Source organism: Microbacterium lacus (genome assembly GCF_039531105.1).
Lineage (GTDB): Bacteria > Actinomycetota > Actinomycetes > Actinomycetales > Microbacteriaceae > Microbacterium > Microbacterium lacus.
The window spans coordinates 2,714,890-2,733,018 of the sequence record NZ_BAAAPK010000001.1; the positions used below are offsets into that span (position 1 = coordinate 2,714,890).

General features: G+C 70.5%; 15 protein-coding genes. 4 read left to right on the forward strand and 11 right to left on the reverse strand.

The features are described 5' to 3' along the window. Positions 1-37 precede the first annotated feature (37 nt). From ABD197_RS12930 to ABD197_RS12970, 9 genes are all read right to left on the reverse strand, one after another. Positions 38-1,612 (reverse strand): alpha/beta hydrolase, encoded by a 1,575-nt coding sequence (locus ABD197_RS12930; protein WP_344055179.1) that lies wholly within the window; start codon positions 1,610-1,612, stop codon positions 38-40. After that, a complete protein-coding gene (locus ABD197_RS12935) occupies positions 1,609-2,799 on the reverse strand; it encodes a DNA polymerase III subunit delta' (RefSeq protein WP_344055181.1) in 1,191 nt (396 codons plus the stop codon). Before ABD197_RS12935 ends, ABD197_RS12930 begins: the two co-directional genes overlap by 4 nt. Positions 2,800-2,808: 9 nt before the next feature. Beyond that, positions 2,809-3,474 (reverse strand): dTMP kinase, encoded by a 666-nt coding sequence (gene tmk, locus ABD197_RS12940; protein WP_344055183.1) that lies wholly within the window; start codon positions 3,472-3,474, stop codon positions 2,809-2,811. Then, entirely contained in the window at positions 3,471-6,203 is a 2,733-nt protein-coding gene (gene topA, locus ABD197_RS12945; protein ID WP_425561017.1) for a type I DNA topoisomerase, read from the reverse strand. Before topA ends, tmk begins: the two co-directional genes overlap by 4 nt. A 76-nt stretch (positions 6,204-6,279) precedes the next feature. Next, positions 6,280-6,600 carry a helicase gene (locus tag ABD197_RS12950; RefSeq protein WP_344055185.1) on the reverse strand — a complete coding sequence of 107 codons (321 nt, stop codon included), beginning with the start codon at positions 6,598-6,600 and terminating at the stop codon, positions 6,280-6,282. Further along, positions 6,600-6,935 (reverse strand): TadE family type IV pilus minor pilin, encoded by a 336-nt coding sequence (locus ABD197_RS12955; protein ID WP_344055187.1) that lies wholly within the window; start codon positions 6,933-6,935, stop codon positions 6,600-6,602. Before ABD197_RS12955 ends, ABD197_RS12950 begins: the two co-directional genes overlap by 1 nt. Further along, a complete protein-coding gene (locus ABD197_RS12960) occupies positions 6,932-7,168 on the reverse strand; it encodes a DUF4244 domain-containing protein (protein ID WP_344055189.1) in 237 nt (78 codons plus the stop codon). The genes ABD197_RS12955 and ABD197_RS12960 overlap by 4 nt, the downstream gene beginning before the upstream one ends. 41 nt (positions 7,169-7,209) lie before the next feature. Next, complete coding sequence (locus tag ABD197_RS12965) at positions 7,210-8,190, reverse strand: type II secretion system F family protein (RefSeq protein ID WP_344055191.1); 981 nt, start codon at positions 8,188-8,190, stop codon at positions 7,210-7,212. Further along, on the reverse strand, positions 8,175-9,230 hold the full coding sequence (locus tag ABD197_RS12970) for a TadA family conjugal transfer-associated ATPase (RefSeq protein WP_344055193.1): 1,056 nt from the start codon (positions 9,228-9,230) through the stop codon (positions 8,175-8,177). The genes ABD197_RS12965 and ABD197_RS12970 overlap by 16 nt, the downstream gene beginning before the upstream one ends. 432 nt (positions 9,231-9,662) lie before the next feature. On the opposite strand from ABD197_RS12970, the gene acs reads away from it, so the two are divergent. After that, the gene (gene acs / locus ABD197_RS12975; protein WP_344055195.1) at positions 9,663-11,630 is read left to right on the forward strand and encodes an acetate--CoA ligase; all 1,968 of its coding nucleotides are present in this window, start codon (positions 9,663-9,665) and stop codon (positions 11,628-11,630) included. A gap of 11 nt (positions 11,631-11,641) precedes the next feature. On the opposite strand, the gene ABD197_RS12980 is transcribed toward acs, so the two are convergent. Both ABD197_RS12980 and sp36 read right to left on the reverse strand, forming a co-directional pair. Then, positions 11,642-12,112, reverse strand: coding sequence for a RidA family protein (locus ABD197_RS12980; protein ID WP_344055197.1), 471 nt, complete (start codon positions 12,110-12,112; stop codon positions 11,642-11,644). Next, entirely contained in the window at positions 12,109-12,330 is a 222-nt protein-coding gene (gene sp36 / locus ABD197_RS12985; RefSeq protein ID WP_344055199.1) for a Sp36 family protein, read from the reverse strand. Before sp36 ends, ABD197_RS12980 begins: the two co-directional genes overlap by 4 nt. 97 nt (positions 12,331-12,427) lie before the next feature. Between sp36 and ABD197_RS12990 the strand changes: the two genes are divergently transcribed. The 3 genes from ABD197_RS12990 to ABD197_RS13000 all read left to right on the forward strand — a co-directional run bounded on the left by ABD197_RS12990 (position 12,428) and on the right by ABD197_RS13000 (position 18,111). Beyond that, positions 12,428-15,241 carry a transglycosylase domain-containing protein gene (locus tag ABD197_RS12990; protein WP_344055201.1) on the forward strand — a complete coding sequence of 938 codons (2,814 nt, stop codon included), beginning with the start codon at positions 12,428-12,430 and terminating at the stop codon, positions 15,239-15,241. Positions 15,242-15,255: 14 nt separating this feature from the next. Next, complete coding sequence (locus ABD197_RS12995; RefSeq protein WP_344055203.1) at positions 15,256-16,176, forward strand: metallophosphoesterase; 921 nt, start codon at positions 15,256-15,258, stop codon at positions 16,174-16,176. 111 nt (positions 16,177-16,287) lie between these two features. Next, the gene (locus tag ABD197_RS13000) at positions 16,288-18,111 is read left to right on the forward strand and encodes a hypothetical protein (protein ID WP_344055205.1); all 1,824 of its coding nucleotides are present in this window, start codon (positions 16,288-16,290) and stop codon (positions 18,109-18,111) included. Positions 18,112-18,129 lie beyond the last annotated feature (18 nt).

The following is an 18,129-nucleotide window of genomic DNA, read 5'->3' on the forward strand; positions in this document are numbered from 1 at the left end:
AGTGTCCGCGGCGCCCTCGCGAACGCGCGGCCCCCGCTCACTCGCAGCGCAGCCCGTCCTGCGGAACTGTTCCCTCGAGCAGATATGCCTCGACCGCGTCGTCCACACACGCGTTGCCCTTGTTGTATCCGGTGTGACCCTCACCCACGCGCGTGATGAGGACGCCCGAGCTCAGCTGGTCGGCAAGGGAGACCGCCCACTCGTACGGCGTCGCCGGGTCGTTCGTGGTGCCGATCACCACGATCGGGGCGGCCCCGTCGGCCGTGATCGCGCCGCGGGTGCCGGTCGGCGGGTACGGCCACACCGCGCAGGGGTCAGGCCCGGACCAGTACGGGGCGACCGTCGGCGCCTCGGCCGCGATGCGGGCGTCGCTCGCGGCCTTCGCCGCCTCGGAATCCTCCAGCGGATAGTCCATGCAGTTGTACGCCCGGAACGCCTCGGTCGAGTTGTCCAGGTAGGCGCCGTCCTGCCGGTTGTAGTAGAAGTCGGCGAGCTGGAGCGCGACGTCCGGGTTGCCCTGCAGCGCCTCGCTGAGGGCGCTGGTCAAATAGGGCCAGCTGTCCTGCGAGTACAGCGCCGCGATGATTCCGGTCAGAAGCGAGTCGGCCCCGAGCTGACGGCCGTCGGAGGCCGGCAGCGGTGACTGATCGACGCTTGCGAGCAGAGTGCCGAGATCGGCCATACCCTCGTCGACCGTCCCGCTGAACGGGCAGTCGGACTGCGTCAGACAGTCGGCCATATACGCGCGCAGGGCGTTCTCGAACCCGATCGCCTGGATCGTGCTGACGTCGCTGCCAGGGATCGCGGGGTCGATCGCGCCGTCCAGCACGAGGCGGCCGACCCGTTCGGGGTACAGCTTCGCGTACGTCGCCCCGAGGAAGGTGCCATACGAGTACCCGAGGTAGTTGAGCTTCTTGTCGCCGAGCACCGCCCGCAGCAGGTCCATGTCGCGGGCGGCGTTCTCGGTCGTGATGAAAGGCAGGATGCCGTCGCTGTTGGCTTCGCACGCGGCGGCGAACTGCGCATTCTGCTCGTCGCGGTCCGCCGTCCACGCGTCCGAACCACGCGGGTCGGCCGGGATGTCGAACAGGTAGGAGTCCATGGCCGCGGCATCCAGGCACGTCACGGCCGTGGACTCCCCCACGCCGCGCGGGTCGAACCCGATCACGTCGTACTTCTCCTGCAGGGCGGAACCGACGGCGTAGTCGATGCTGTCGCGGATCAGCCCGACACCGCTCGCGCCCGGACCGCCGGGGTTGGTCAGGAGCGAGCCGATCGCCTCGCCGGAGTCGGCCCGCTGCCGGATGACGGACAGCTCGATCTCACCGGTCGCGGGGTTCTCCCAGTCCAGCGGCGCCGTGACGGTCGTGCACTCGAACGCCCCGCACGCCGACCACGCCAGCTCCTGCTCGTAGAAGGGCAGCAGATCGTCCGCGACGCCGTCGGTGTCCGGCGGCAGACTCGCGGTCGAGGTGGGGCGGGACTCGGGGATCAGCGAGTACAGACAACCCGAGAGCGCGAGCGAAGCGGTGACGACGCCCGCCAGCACCGCGAGCACGCGTCGGGTGCGTCGCGAAGACCGGAAGGGGACGGAGGGGATGCTGGTGTTCACGGGGTCCTCCCGCTCGCGACGGTGACGAGCATGCTTTCGAGGGCGAGGGTGGGGGCGACGTTCTGCTCGAGGTTGCGACGTGTTTCGGCGATCCGGTCGAGAACGGTCAAGGTGCGGTCGGTGGGCCACGCCGCGGCGAGGGCGCGGAGCTCGGCATCGAGTTCACGGTTGATCAGCTCGGATCCGCCGGCGCCGCCTCTGCCGAACTGCAACATCACGACGTCGCGGAACATCGACTGCAGGTCCGTCAGCACGCGGTCGATGCCGTCGCGAAGACTGCGGGTCGCACGACGCTTCTGATCATCCTCGAGCGCGCTCAGCTGCGAGCGGACCGAAGGGGGCACCGCGGCGCCCTCCGCGATTCCGAGCGTGCGCAGGAGCGAGGCCCGCTCGGCCTCGTCTCGCTCGGCGGTGAGGGCCTTCGCGTCGTCCGTGGCCGCGGCGACCACACGCCCGGCGACCTCGACCGCATCGCCGACGCTCCGCACCGCGAGGACGCCGCGGAGCATGGCATCACGCCGCGCGCGGGCGGCGTCATCCGTCGCCAGCCGCTGCGCCATGCCGATATGGCGCTGAGCGTGACGCGCGGCCTGCTCGGCGATGACCGGGTCGGCACCGGTGCGCTGGGTGATGAGCCGTGCGACGTCGGCGACGTCGGGCTCACGCAGCCGCAGCGTGCGCACTCGTGAGCGGATCGTCGGGAGCAGATCCGCCTCGCTCGGAGCGCACAGCAACCAGACCGTGCGCTCGGGCGGCTCTTCGAGAGCCTTGAGCAGAACGTTGGAGGTCCGCTCGACCATGCGATCGGCGTCCTCCATCACGATCACGCGGTATCGACCGAGCGAGGGGCTGAAGTAGGACCGCTCGACGAGGGACCGGGCGTCCTTGATGGAGATGATGACGCCTTCGGTGCGCAGTGCGGTCATGTCCGGGTGCGTGCCCGCCAGCACCTGCCGCATCGCGGACTCGTCACCGTCTTCCGCGATCAGCGCCGCGGCGAACGCGTAGGCGAGGGTGGAACGGCCGGATCCGGGCGGCCCGGTGATGAGCCAGGCGTGCGTCATCGACGCCGGGTCGGATGCCGCCTCCCGCAGCGTCGCGACGGCGTCGTCCTGCCCCCACACGGCACCCCACGGCAGCTCGGCGGGGATGGCCGCAGAGGCGTCGACGACCGCACTGCTGCTCATCGCCCCAGCCTAATCGGCGCCGCCGACGGTGCCGCCGCGCTCGCGGGCGTCCCACAGCGCCTGCACGCGGCCCTGGATGTCCGTGGCGAGGTCGGCCGGTGAGCGCGACGCGTCCAGGACGAGGAACCGCCCGGGTTCGGCTGCGGCGAGCGCCAGGAACTCGGCCCGTACGCGGTCGTGGAACGCCGAGGCCTCGGCCTCGAGGCGATCGAAGGGCTTGTCGTCGGCATCCAGCCGCTCGCGCGCCGCGGTCGGATCGAGATCGAGCAGCACGGTGAGATCGGGAAGCAGCCCCTCCGTCGCCCACAGGGAGAGCTCACGGACTTCGTCGCGCCCGAGGACTCGGCCGGCGCCCTGGTAGGCGACGGAAGAATCGAGGTAGCGGTCCTGGATCACCACGGCGCCCCGCTCGAGAGCCGGGCGGACGAGGTGCTCGATGTGATGGGCGCGATCTGCGGCGTAGAGCAGCGCCTCCGCACGCGCCGCGATCTCGCCGCGATGGTGCAGCACGATGTCGCGGATGAGGACGCCGACCTCGGTGCCGCCCGGCTCCCGTGTGCGCACGACCGTGCGCCCGCGCGCGCGGAGCCACTCCTCCAGGAGCGCGGATTGGGTGGTCTTACCCGCCCCGTCGCCGCCCTCGAGCGTGATGAACAGTCCGCGGCCGTCCGTCACTTCTTCGCCGGCGCCTTGCGAGCGGTCGTCTTGCGCGTCGTGGTCCGCTTGGGAGCGGGCCCCTTCGCGCGCTTGTCGGCGATCATCTGCACGGCGATCTCGTACGTGATGTCGGCGACGGTCTGACCACGCGGAATCGTGACGTTCGTCTCTCCGTCGGTGACGTACGCGCCGAAACGGCCGTCCTTCACCCGGATGGGCTTGCCGCTGACCGGGTCGTTGTCGAATTCGGCGAGCGCCGCCGACGCCCGGCGCGCTCCGTACTTCGGCAGCGCGTAGATCGCGAGCGCCTGCTCGAGCGAGATGTCGAAGATCTGCTGCTCGGAGTCCAGCGTCCGGGAGTCCGTGCCCTTCTTCAAGTACGGCCCGTATCGCCCGTTCTGCGCGGTGATGACCTCGCCCGACTCGGGGTCGGTGCCGACGGTGCGCGGCAGTTCGAGGAGTCGGAGCGCCGTCTCCAGGTCGATCGTGTCCACCGACATGGACTTGAACAGCGACGCGGTCCGAGGCTTGGGTGCGGCATCCTTCTTCGCGCCCCGCGCCGCGGTCTTCTTCTTCGGCGCCTCCTCGACGATCTCCCCGGTGCTCTCGTCCACCGCCGTGGGGTCCTCGGGTTCGGTCTCCTCGATGTACGGACCGAAGCGGCCGTCCTTCACGATCACGAGCTTGCCGTTCTCGGGGTTCTCGCCGAGGACGCGATTGCCCGCGACCGGCGCGTCGATCAGCTCCTGGGCGCGCTCGGGGGTCAGTTCGTCGGGCGCGAGGTCTTCGGGGATGTTGACCCGTCGGGGCGGGGCGTCCGGGGCCGCGGGGTCCACGACGTCCAGGTACGGACCGTATTTGCCGAAGCGCAGCGTCACGGTGTCGCTGATGCGGGTCGCGTTCAACTCGCGCGCGTCGATCTCGCCGAGATTCTCGACGATGTTGCGCAGGCCGGGGTGCGCGTCCGAGCCGAAGTAGAACTCCTTGAGCCACGCCGTGCGCTGCTGCTCTCCGCGGGCGATCGCATCGAGGTCGTCCTCGAGCGCCGCGGTGAAGTCGTAGTCGACGAGGTCGGCGAAGTGCTCCTCGAGGAGGCGCACGACGCTGAACGCGAGCCAGCTGGGCACGAGCGCCTGCCCGCGCTTGGTGACGTAGCCGCGGTCGAGGATCACGTCGATGATGCTCGCGAACGTCGACGGCCGGCCGATGCCCTTCTCCTCGAGCGCCTTGACCAGGCTCGCCTCGGTGTAGCGGGGCTTCGGCGAGGTCGAGTGCCCCTTGGGCTCGACGTCCTTCATGCGCAGCGTGTCGCCGACCGCCAGGACCGGCAGCGACTGGTCGTCGGCCTTGTCCGCGTCGCTGCGCTTCTCGTCGCGCCCCTCTTCGTAGGCCTCCAGGAAGCCCTTGAAGGTGTAGACGGTGCCGGATGCCGTGAACTCGGCGCGCTGCGCCTTTCCGTCCACCGGTGCGTCGACGGCGAGCGTCACTGTCGTCGTCTCGTACTTCGCGTCCGACATCTGGCTGGCGATCGTCCGCTTCCAGATCAGGTCGTACATGCGCTGCTCGTCGCGGTCGAGCTCCGCGGACACCGAGGCGGGAGTGCGGAACTGCTCACCGGAGGGGCGGATCGCCTCGTGCGCCTCCTGCGCGTTCTTGCTGTTGCTGCGGTACACCCGCGGGTTCAGCGGGACCGCTTTCTCGCCGTAGAGCGCCACGGCCTGTTCGCGCGCCGCGCGGATCGCCTGCGTGCTCAGCGCGACCGAGTCGGTGCGCATATAGGTGATGAAGCCCTTCTCGTAGAGGCGCTGCGCGACGCTCATCGCGTGCTTCGCACTCATGGAGAGCTTGCGGCCGGCCTCCTGCTGGAGGGTGGAGGTCGTGAAGGGCGCCCGCGGGCTGCGGGTTCCGGGCTTGGACTCCAGCGCGGTGACGAGGGCTTCGCCGACCTTCTCGACGGCGGCTGCAAGCGCGCGGGCCTGAGCCTCGTCGAGGACGACGACGACCTTCTTCAGCTCGCCGCGGTCGTCGAAATCCCCACCGCGCGCGAGCGGTGCACCGTCGACGCGGGCGAGGCGCGTCGTGAACGACTCGCCGGCTTTGCCCGCGAGCGCTTCGACGTCCCAGTAGCCGGCCGAGACGAACGCCATGCGCTCGCGTTCGCGTTCGACGACCATCCTGGTCGCGGCGGACTGGACGCGACCGGCGCTCAGCGCGGCACCCTCGCGGCCGCTGCCGACCTTACGCCAGAGGACCGGCGAGACATCCCAGCCGTAGAGGCGGTCCAGGACCCGGCGGGTCTCCTGGGCGTCGACGAGGGCGAGATCGAGTTCCCGGGTGTTGTCCACCGCCGCCCGGATCGCGTCCTTCGTGATCTCGTGGAACACCATGCGGTGCACGGGGACCTTGGGCTTGAGCACCTCGAGCAGATGCCAGGCGATCGCCTCGCCCTCGCGGTCCTCATCTGTCGCGAGCAGGACCTCATCGGCGCCCTTGAGCGCGCGTTTGAGCTCGGCGACCGTCTTGGTCTTGCGGTCGTTGACCACGTAATAGGGGTCGAAGTCGTTGTCGATGTCGATCGAGTACTTGCCGTACGCGGTCTTCTTCTCAGCCGGGATGTCCTTCTTGCTCGCGAGATCGCGAATGTGTCCGACCGAGCTGAGCACCTCGTAGTCGTCGCCGAGGTAGCCCTGGATCGACTTCATCTTCGTCGGTGACTCGACGATGACGAGCTTCTTGCCTGTAGCCAACGGGGGCGTCCTTTCGTCGTTGCACACCATACACACACAAAACTTGTGCTCCGCCCCACGGAGCCGTCCGCGACGGCTAGCCCGGCGCTGGGCCTGCGCGGGCGGATGCCGAAGCCGAGACCCGTGCGAAGACCGCCGACACCGTCACGGTGGCTACGAGCTCGTCGAGATCGCAGCGCGTGAGCGTCGCGCCCATCGTCGCGGCGATCTCCGCGGCGCGCGCGCACGGCACTCCGGCCGCAGCGCCGGATGCGGTGTCGGCGGCCGCGAGCGCGGCGGCGTCCGCCGCCCCGGCGAGTCGCTGCGAGAACGTGGCCGCCGCACCGACACCGCATCCCCCGACCACCAGGGTCGCGGCGCACGCCAGCACGCCGAGCGAGAGCATCGCACCGGCCATCAGAGGCCACCCGCGAGGGCGCACGCCCGCGCCGTGAGGGTGAGCGCGATCACCGGCGCCACCGCGCTCGCCGTGACGCAGACCACGTCTCCGACTCGCTCGACGCCGGTCGTCGACCCGGCGACGGCGGACTGCATGACCTGCGCCGCCCGCGCGTCCGGCTCACCTCGCGCGACGATCCGTGCCGCATCGGACGCCGCATCCTGCAACCGCACCGACATGCCGCTCGCGCTCACCGCACCGGCGCCGAAGAGGAGGACGAGCACCACGGCGGGGAGCGCGATCGCGAACTCGGCGACCACGGACCCGCGCTCGCCGAGTCCGCGGCCCGTCATGCGACGGTGAGGGCGCGTCGAACCAGATCGGTGAGGATGCCGCGCACCTCGTCGCTGCGCATGATCACCACCAGGAGCCCGGCGAAGGCCACGGCCGCCATCGTGGCGATCGCGTATTCGGCGGTGGCCGCGCCCGTCTCGTCCGAGGGCGCCGCGCCGCGGTGGTAGTAGAGACGGAGCGCGCGACGGCGGGTGAGCCGCGGCACGGCGCGTGTGGCGGAGTGCGGGGACATGGGATTCCTTTCCTTGGGACCGGACACGGATGGGGCGCGACTCAGACCGGCGACGGCATCGTCGTCATGACGCTGAGAAGCATGGGAGCCACTCCCAGCAGCAGGAACGCCGGCAGCGTGCAGACGCCGAGCGGCAACAAGAGGGCCGTCGACAGACGCGCGGCCCGGAGCCTCCCCTCGACCCGCGCGCGGTGCCGGGCGAGCGTCGACGCGGCGCGGAGTAGTTCGACCGCCGGGACGCCCGCGGTCCGCGAGAGCATCAGGACCCTGTCGGTCTCGGCATCCGACGGCGCGTCCGTCGCTTCGTGCACGAGGCGGCGGGCCCGATCGATCGACACACCCCCGCTGAGCGCGACGGCGAGCAGCTCCGCCTGGAGGCCGGGAATGCCCCCTTGTGGTCGGGCTCGTCGGACCAGCGCTGCGTTCCACCGGTGCGACGCGAAGATCAACGCCGCACCGAGCAGGAGGCACGCGATGCCGCCCGGACTGCCGATGAGCGTGCCCATCGTGTCGAACCCGAGCGCGACTCCCAGCACGATTGCGACGAGCGGGAGCCACGCCATGAGTCGTGCCGTCCCTGCCGGCTCCGCGAGAGCGACCCGGACGTCGTCGGCGGCCTCGGCCGCGTCCCGCAGCGCCGCCGCGAGCGCGCGCAGGCTCTCCGCCATCGGCGCGCCGACCGCAGCGGCCACCTGCCACGCCGCGGCGATGTCACGCCAGGCGACGGGTGCCGTCGCCTCGGACGGCGGGGGACGCCGTCTGCGGGTCGGGCCCGCGGGCTCGTCGTCGGCAGCGGCGATCGCGTGGGCGAGAGGCGTGCCGCGTGTGTGCGCGTCGCGGATGCGTCCGGCCGCGATGTCGCCCGTGTCGGCGAGATATCCCCACGCCCGTTCCGGCGTGACACCTGCCTGGAGGAGGACCGCGAGCCGCAGCACGGTGTCGGGGATCCCGCCCGCACCAGCGCCGGGGCCACCGCGCCTCCGACGCAGGCCCCTTACGCGGGCCGTCATTCCGAGAACCACGGCAGCTCCTCGACGTCCACACGACCGGCGGGCCCCACGACCGGTCGACCGGCAGCCACCAGGCGGCGCACGCCGTCCGGGTCGCGCTGCACGTGGAGCACGAGGTGGATCGCACTGGACGCCTGACGGGCAAGGGCGATGTCGCCCAGCCCCGCGAGCGCGCCGAGCGCTTCCAATCGGGCCGGGACGTCATGCAGTCCGTTCGCGTGGAGGGTCCCGGCCCCGCCGTCGTGCCCCGTGTTCAGCGCCGTGAGCAGTTCGCGCACCTCTTCACCCCGGCACTCCCCCACCACCAGTCGGTCGGGACGCATGCGCAGCGCCTCGCGGACGAGTCGTGCCAGCCCGACCGCTCCGGCGCCCTCGAGGTTCGGCTGACGCGCCTCCAGGCGCACGTGGTGCGGGTGATCCGGTGCGAGTTCGGCGACGTCCTCGATCGTGACGATGCGGTCGGAGTGCGGCACGCAGCCGAGCAGGGCCGTGAGGAGGGTGGTCTTGCCCGCGCCGGCCGACCCGGTGATCAGCATGTTCCGCCGCGTCAGGACGGCGTCCTCCAGCCGGGCTCGCGTCTCGGCGTCGAACATGCCCTCCCGCTGCAAGGCCTGCAGATCGGGATGCTGCAGGCGCGGCACGCGGATCGAGATCGCGGTGCCCTCCGCGGCGACCGGCGGGAGGACGGCGTGAACGCGGATGCCGCCCTCGAGGCGCACGTCCACGGCGGGTGCCGCGTCGTCGATGTGGCGGCCGCCGAGACCGATCAGGGCGACGGCCAGTTCGCGCACATCGTCTTCCTTCGACCGCCAGTGCGGAGCGCGCTCGGCTCCGGCTCCCCGGTCCACGAAGAGTCCCGAGTCGCCGTTGACGAAGATGTCGGTCACCGTCGGGTCCGCGAGGAACGCGGCGAACGGCTCGAGCGGCGCCGCAAGGGGCCCTGCTGCCGGGCGCACGGCGGGTGCCGCACCCTTCGCCCGTCGCGCGCCGGGCTGCGGCGGCGCGGCGTCGTCGGCGACTACGCGGGGGGTGACCACGAATCGCTCGGACATGGCTCGACGCTAGGTCGCCGTCGCGTCCGCCACCCGCGACGGAGGCGCATCCGTGGACATCGGAGCGTGGAGGGCGCCTGGGGAGGAGCGGTCGGTCATCGGCCGCGCAGGGCCGGAAAGAAAAGGGGGCGGCATCCCATGGGGGGAATGGGATGCCGCCACGCGCGACACCGCATTTCGGGGGTGGGTCGGGTGCCGCAATGCCAGAATCGAAGTTCGGCCGGGGATGAGCATACGCACAATCGCAGACCGGTCAAAACGCTCTCATCTCCTCCTCACCGATATATCGCCGGGACGGCCGAGCGGCATCCGCTCGACCGAGGCTCCCCACTATCGGAGGTAGTGGGGCCGGGATCGCGTCGATAGGTTGTCCGTGACGCAGAGACGGGTCCCGCAGGCCCGTACCCGGAACGGCCCGCGAAGGAGCGAGCAATGAGCAGCCAGATCGACCACCTCCTCTCCGAGAGCAGGCGCTTCGCGCCGCCCGCGCAGTTCGCCGCGGATGCCGTCGCGACCGCCGACCTGTACGCGCAAGCAGCCGCAGACGACACCGGCTTCTGGGCGGCGCAGGCCCGCGAACTGCACTGGCACACCCCGTTCACCCAGGTGCTGGACTGGTCGAACCCCCCGTTCGCGAGCTGGTTCGCCGACGGCGAGCTCAACGTCGCGTACAACTGTCTCGATCGGCACGTGGAAGCCGGGAACGGCGAGCGCGTCGCGCTGCTGTGGGAAGGCGAGCCCGGCGACTCCCGCCACGTGACGTACGCGGAGCTGACGGACGAGGTGAAGAGGCTCGCGAACGTGCTGCAGGACCTCGGGATCGGCGAGGGAGACCGCGTCGCGATCTACATGCCGATGATCCCCGAGGCGATCGCAGCGATGCTCGCCGTGGCACGCCTGGGCGCGATCCACTCGGTCATCTTCGGCGGGTTCTCGGCCGACAGCCTGCGCTCGCGCATCGACGACGCCGGCGCGAAGCTCGTGATCACCGCCGACGGCGGCTACCGCAAGGGCAAGGTCAGCGCTCTGAAGCCCGCCGTCGACATGGCGCTCAGCGACCGCAACGGCTCGGGCGTGCAGGAGAGCGTGGAGCACGTGCTGGTGGTCCGGCGCGGAGGGAACGACGTCGAGTGGACCGAGGGCCGCGACATCTGGTGGCACGACGTCGTGCCTCAGGCCTCGGCCGAGCACGAGGCCCGCGCGTTCCCCGCTGAGACACCGCTGTTCATCCTCTACACCTCGGGCACCACCGGAAAGCCCAAGGGCATCATGCACACCTCCGGCGGGTACCTGACGCAGGCCGCCTTCAGCAACAGGGTCGTGCACGACCTGCACCCCGAAACGGACGTGTACTGGTGCACGGCCGACATCGGCTGGATCACCGGGCACAGCTACGTGACGTACGGACCGCTCGCCAACGGTGCGACGCAAGTGCTGTACGAAGGCACACCGGACACCCCGCACCCGGGCCGGTGGTGGGAGATCGTGCAGAAGTACGGCGTCACGATCCTCTACACGGCGCCGACCGCGATCCGCTCGTTCATGAAGCTCGGCCGCGCGATCCCGGAGCAGTACGATCTCTCGTCCCTGCGTCTTCTCGGCTCGGTGGGTGAGCCCATCAACCCCGAAGCGTGGATGTGGTACCGCAAGGTCATCGGCGGCAAGGTGGCCCCGATCGTGGACACGTGGTGGCAGACCGAGACCGGCGCGATCATGATCTCGGCACTGCCCGGCGTGACCGAGACGAAGCCGGGAAGCGCGCAGGTGCCGCTCCCCGGCGTGGCCGTCGAAGTCGTCGACGACGACGGCGTGCACGTGGGCAACGGCAACGGCGGACTCCTGGTGATCACCCGCCCCTGGCCGAGCATGCTGCGCGGCATCTGGGGCGACCCGGAGCGGTACAAGGAGACCTACTGGGACAAGTTCGCCGCGCAGGGCTACTACTTCGCGGGCGACGGCGCGCGGCTCGACGAGGACGGAGACGTGTGGCTGCTCGGCCGCGTCGACGACGTCATGAACGTGTCGGGCCACCGCTTGTCGACCACGGAGATCGAGTCCGCCCTCGTCGCGAACGAGGCGGTCGCCGAAGCCGCGGTCGTCGGGGCGTCGGACGAGACGACAGGCCAGGCGGTCGCCGCCTTCGTGATCATCAAGCAGAGCTATCTGGCGGCGCATTCGCCGGACGGCCTGGCACAGTCCCTGCGGGCCTGGGTCGGCGAGCAGATCGGCCCCATCGCGCGCCCCCGAGACGTCTACATCGTCGAAGAGCTCCCGAAGACGCGGTCGGGCAAGATCATGCGTCGACTGCTGCGCGACGTCGCAGAGGGCCGCGAGGTCGGCGACACGACGACCCTCGCCGACACCGCGGTGATGTCGGTGATCTCAGCGCAGGTGCGCTGAGATCACCGGAGTCACTCCGCGACGCTGAAGATCACTTCCACCTCGACCGGACTGTCCAGGGGAAGCACCGGCACGCCGACAGCGGATCGCGCGTGCCGGCCGGCGTCGCCGAAGATCTCGCCGAGCACTTCGCTCGCGCCGTTGATCACGCCCGGCTGCCCGGTGAAGTCCGGAACCGAGGCGACGAAGCCGACGACCTTCACGACGCCGCTCAGGCGGTCCACGCCTCCGACCGCGGCGGCGGCGCCCGCCAGTGCGTTCAGCGCGCTCTGGCGGGCGTAACGCTGCGCGTCGGCGGGCGCGACGAGTCCGGGGCCGTCGCCGACCTTGCCGGCCTCCGGAAGCGCCCCCGACACCATCGGCAGCTGGCCGGCGGTGAACACCAGATCGCCGTGCGCCTTCGCGGGCACGTACGCGGCGACGGGGGGGACGACGGACGGCAACTGGATGCCGAGCTCGGCGAGCCGGGCGGAGACGCTCATCGACCCGTCCCTTCGAACTGCGCGGCGGCCTGCGCCGCGGCATCCAGCCCCGCGTTGGCCGAACCCGCGCCGCTCGGCCGCTTGAGGTAGGCGACGAGCCCGCCCTCGGGGCCGGGCACGACCTGGACGAGCTCCCACCCCTGCTTGCCCCAGTTGTTGAGGATCGCGGCGGTGTTGTGGATCAGCAGGGGCGTGGTGAGGTACTCCCACGTTGTCATGGACTCTCCGATGCGTCGGGTGCGATGGCGGGCGCAGCGCAGTGCGCAGGCGCGTCCGTGAAGGGTTCGCCCAGCTAGCACCCTTACGATCAAGCCTATGCCTGAGAAGAAACGCACGGCTAGCGGTGTGGCCGGGGGCCTGCTGGGCCTGATCGGTCTGAGCGCCGCCGCGGGTGTCCTCATCACCGCTACCGTGACCCCCGCGATCGCCCTCACGGGTGCAGCCGCGACGAACGCGATCACGATGTTCGACAACCTCCCGAGCGTGCTCGACATCGACAAGCTCATGCTTCCGTCGACGATCGTGGCGATCAACCCCGCCGACGGGTCCGAGGTCGAGCTGGCCACGTTCTACGACCAGGACCGCTCCCCGGTCACCTTCGACCAGGTCACTCCGGTCATGTACGACGCGATCCTCTCCAGCGAGGACCCGCGCTTCTACCAGCACGGCGGCGTCGACCTGATCGGCACGTCCCGCGCACTCCTGCAGAACGTCCGCGGTGGCGGCGAGACGCAGGGTGGATCCTCGATCAGCCAGCAGTACGTCAAGAACGTCCTCATCCAGCGATGCGAGTCCAACGCCGACGCCGACGCCGTCGCAGAGCTGAACACGACGGCGGAAGACGCCGCGGTCGCCGCAGCCGAGAAGGCCACGGCGGAAGCTGCGGACGGCGTCGCCGTCGACCCGGCGACGCTGTACGTCGCACCGACCGCCGACGAGATCCGCGCGAAGACCGACGAGGTGCTCGCGAACTGCTGGACGGAGGCGACGACCGCTGCGGGGGCCGACGGCATTCAGCGCAAGTTGCAGGAGATGCGGTACGCGATCGCGCTCGAGCAGAAGTATTCCAAGAACGACATCCTCCTCGGCTACCTGAACATCGCGAACTTCGGCGGTCGCACGTACGGCGTCGACGCCGCGGCGAAGCGGTACTTCAGCGTGTCCGCGAAAGACCTCTCCGTCGCGCAGGCGGCGACGCTCGCCGGCATCGTGCAGAACCCGAACACCTACCGCATCGACCGCCCGGGCGGTTCGATCTTCGACGGCGACCTCGCCTACAACAAGGCGCCGGACGGCTCGATCGACGACGTCGATCCGCGCAGCATCCAGGCTCTGATCACCCTCCGCGACGAGGGGACGATCACCGACGAGCAGGTGCTCGCCGCCGCCGACGGCTACAGCGCGACGAAGGGGCGTCAGCTGTACGTCCTCAGCCGACTGCTGGACGATGGCAAGATCACGCAGGAGCAGTACGTCGCAGCGGCGATCGAGCCCATCACGCCCGTGCTGAGCCCGGCGGACACCGGCTGCAGCACCGCGGGCGGATCGGCCTACTTCTGCCAGTACGTCCGCGACATCGTCGAGAACGACCCGGCTTTCGGCGCGACGGCCGAAGAGCGCGAGAAGGCGCTCAAGCGCGGCGGTCTGAAGATCTACACGACACTGGACTTCCGCGTCCAGATGGCCGCCGAGAACGCGATGAAGGAGAACGTCCCGTCGTCCGTCGACTTCATGCGCCTCGGATCCACGATCGTCAGCATCGAGACGACGACGGGTCGCATCCTGGCCATCGCGCAGAACACGCAGTTCGCCGAGGACGCCAGCGCGGCATCCGATCCGAACAAGAGCGCCCTCGTCTTCGCAGGCGACTCGACCTACGGCTCATCGGGCGGCTTCAACCCCGGTTCGACGTTCAAGCTGTTCACTCTGATCGACTGGCTCGAGAAGGGGCACTCGGTCAACGAGACGCTGAACGGTCAGGTGCGCGTCATCAAGCGCATGACCAACTCCTGCGACGGGGACTGGGTCAACACCACGAATGACCGCGTCGGCAACTTCGGCGGCGGTGGGGGCTACACCGGTACGCCGATGCAGTTCACCGCGCAGTCGCTGAACTCCGGATACTTCGCGATGGCCGAGCAGTTGGACCTGTGCGACATCGAGAAGGTCGCCACGAAGATGGGTGTCACGAACGCCAGCACCGGCCAGCCGGTCGACGTGAACACCCAGTTCTCGATCATCGGATCCAGCAACGTCTCCCCCATCGCGATGGCGGGTGCGTACGCCACGGTCGCGAACAACGGCATCTACTGCCAGCCCAAGGCGATCGACCGCGTCGTCGACTCCGACGGCGTGGAGATCACCCCACCCGCCCGCACGTGCACGCAGGTGCTCGACCCGAAGGTCGCCGCGACGGCCGCCTACGCGCTCGAAGGCGTCATGCAGCGCGGCGGCACCGGGTCGCAGGCGAACCCCTACGACGGCACGCCGTTGCTCGGAAAGACCGGAACGCACGAGACGTACCACACGTGGATGATCGAGTCGAGCACGAAGGTCACCACGGCCGCGTGGGTCGGCAACATCGAAGGACTCAACGACGTCTTCGAGCCATTCGGCGGTCTCCGCTACATCCTGGCGCGTCAGACCCAGGAGGCCGCGGACTCCGCCTATGGGGGGGACGACTTCCCCGAGCCGGACTCGAACCTCACCCGCGTCATTCTTCGCGATCTTCCCAGCGTGATCGGCATGAGCGTCGATCAGGCGACGGCGACGCTCGAGAACGCCGGCTTCAGCGTGAATGTGGGCGACCCGGTCGACTCCGGCGAGGCCGAGGGCATCATCGCCGCGCAGAACCCCGGCGCCGGCCGCGTGAGCGGCGGGACGACGGTCACGATCAGCCCGAGCAACGGCCAGGGGCTCGCGGTGCCGGATGTCAGCGGCAAACAGCTCGACAAGGCCCTGAGCGATCTGCGCGGGTCCGGCTTCGGCAACGTCCAACCCGGCACGTGTACCGAGGACGAGTCCGCGGGCCCGCAGGGCAAGGCGACGAGCACGAATCCTGCGGCCGGGACCGTCGTGAACCGCAACGCGGCCATCACGGTCAACTACAGCCGCGCGAAGTGCACGTAGTGGCATCCTCCGCTGTGAAGACCGCCCTCGCCGCTCTCGGAGCGGTGGGGGCGGTCGGCGTGGGAGCCGCGACGTGGGGCATCGGCATCGAGCGCTATCTCTTCACCGTCCGCCGACACGAGGTCGCTCTGCTGCCGCCGGGATCCGCATCCGTGCGCCTGCTGCACCTCTCGGACGCGCACATGGCGCCGTGGCAGCACCGCAAGCAGAGCTGGATGGCCGCGCTCGCGGAAACGTGGCAACCGGATCTCGTCGTGAACACCGGCGACAACATGGGCCACGAGCGGGGTCTGCAGGGCCTGCGAGTCGCACTGGACCCGCTGCGCGGCATCCCGGGGGCCTTCGTGCACGGATCCAACGACCACGCCGCGCCCAGCCCGCGCAATCCGCTGCTGTACTTCACCGGACCGTCGAAGGTGAAGCACACGAGCGAACCCCTCGACACCCGGGCGCTGGACGGCTACCTCGCCGACGAACTGGGCTGGCTCGACCTCAACAACACGGTGGGTTCTCTGCAGCTGCCCAGCGTGCGGATCGACGCGTTCGGTATCAGCGACGCCCATCGCGGATGGGATGACCTGAGTGTGCTCCCCGGGCTGCTCGAGAGGCTCCAGGCCGACATCGCCCCCGCCGCTGCGACGCTCGGGGTCACGCACGCGCCGTACCGGCGCGTGCTGGACTCGTTCACCGACCTCGGCGCGGACATGATCCTCGCGGGGCACACGCACGGCGGGCAGGTGCGCGTGCCCGGTTACGGCGCGCTCGTGGCGAACTGCGACATCCCCCTCCCGCAGGCGCGCGGCCTGAGCGAGTGGTCGCACCGAGGACGCATCGTGCCCCTGAACGTGAGCGCCGGGATCGGACACTCGATCTACGCCCCGGTGCGCTTCGCGTGCCGTCCGGAAGTGTCGCTCATCACGCTCACCTCGCGCTGACCGCGACTCCTCCCCAAGCGCCTCACCCGGCGGGTCGTCCACAGATCCGCGGCAGCCCCCGCCGCCGCGGCTGGGCGCGGGCGACGATCGGTTCGACCGATCGGAGCCGCTATGTCCCCCACCGTCCGCCGCACCGCTTCCCCTGCGCATCGCATCCTCGCCCGCCTCGTCGCGGCGCTCCTGGCCGCCTTCGTGCTGACCGGCGCAGGGTCGGTGGTCACTGCGCCGGCCGCGCACGCCGCCTCACAGGGAGCGGGCTTCGGCTCCTGGGCTCCGGTGTCCACCTACGGATGGCACGGGTCGATGCTCGTCGACGGGGTGCACACGTACTGCATCCTTCCGGGGCTCCCGGCCCCGACGGGTCCGAGCGCCGACCAGGGGGTGAGCGCGGGGGCGGCGGGCCTGAATCCGCAGCAGCTCACCGCGATCAACCACCTGGTCACCGTCTACGGGCAATCCGGCGATGCCGTGCAGTCCGCCGCCGTGGGATGGGCCGTGAAGGCGATCGCGCACTGGGACGAGACCCTTCACAGCTTCGGCTACCCAGGCGACTCCCTGGCCGGCGCGATCCACTGGACGTTCTCGGCCCTCGCCCCCGAGCACGACGCGGAGATCCAGAGACTCGCCGTCGCGTACTACGACGAAGCGCGGTCGATCCCGGCGGGCGTGGCGGCGGCATCCGGTCGGCTCGTCTTCCGCGCCGACGACGCCGACCCGGCAACGGGCTCGGTCCTCGTCGAGGCGACCACCACCGCCGCGGTCGGCACCGTCACGCTCGTCGGCGCCACATTCGCGGCGAACGGGTCGCCGACCCTTGCGGACGTCGTTCCGGGCGTCGAGTACCCCATCGTGACCGTCCCGCCGACCCCCGGTCGCCCGTACGCCGTCAGCGGCTCCGGGCGGATGCGACTCACCGCGGTCGCCGCCGTCCGCCACTTCACCACGCCGGGCGGCCAGGACACCGCCGGGCCCGCCGGAGAGGTCGGCTTCGACGTCGCCGGATCGGATGCGGCGCCCCGCGTGCCACGATTCGCACCGACGATCGCCACCCAGGTCGGATCGGCGTACGTGACCGGCGGCGGGTTCGTGGACGACGTCCGTTTCGCGGGGTCGCTCGCCGATTGGCCGCGAGCGGAGGACGGCACGCCGCTTCCCGTGACCGCCACCGCGGAGGTCTTCCGCACCGATTCCGCCCCCGTCCTCTCGGAGCACGTCCCGGAGGGTGCGCAGAGCGTGGGCTCGCTCGCGCTGACGACGGATGCCGGACCCGAGGCCGACTACCGGGTGTCCTCGCTGTGGGAGCTGCCGGAGCCGGGGTTCTACACCGCGGTGTGGCGCATCCGCGCGGAGGACCAGACCGGTGAGGTCCGCAATGCGCTGCCTCCGGGATACTCGTGGAGCGAGCCTTTCGGCGAAGCAAGTCAGATCAGCCTCTGGAGCGACGTCTCGTCGCTCGCGCAGGCCACCGCGGTGGTGGGTGAGCCGGTGAGCGACAAGATCATCGTCAGAGGGCCGATCCCTCCCGGTGGCCTGACAGTGACATCGACGGTCTACCTCGCCGCCGACGGAGTGCCGCCGAGCGAGGCCTGCGTGGACGCGGCCCTCGTGTGGACGAGTGACGCGCACGTGATGCTCGAGCCGGGGGAACACGTCGTGACGTCGCCCGCGGTGTCCCGAGCCGGCACGTACTACTGGCAGGAGCGCGCCGTCGACGCCGCCGGCGCGCTCCTGCACAGGGGGACATGCGGCGTCGCCCACGAGACGACGCTCGTCGGCACGGCACCCCCGCCGCCGTCACCGAGAGCACTCGCCGCGACGGGCACTCCCGTCCCGGCCGGCGCCGTCTCCGGAATCGGGATCGCGCTCCTCACCGCCGGTGGAACGCTTTTCGGGCTCCGGAGGCACGGGCACCGGACGGGTCCACGCAGCCGGTGAGTCGCCGCGGTTCGGACC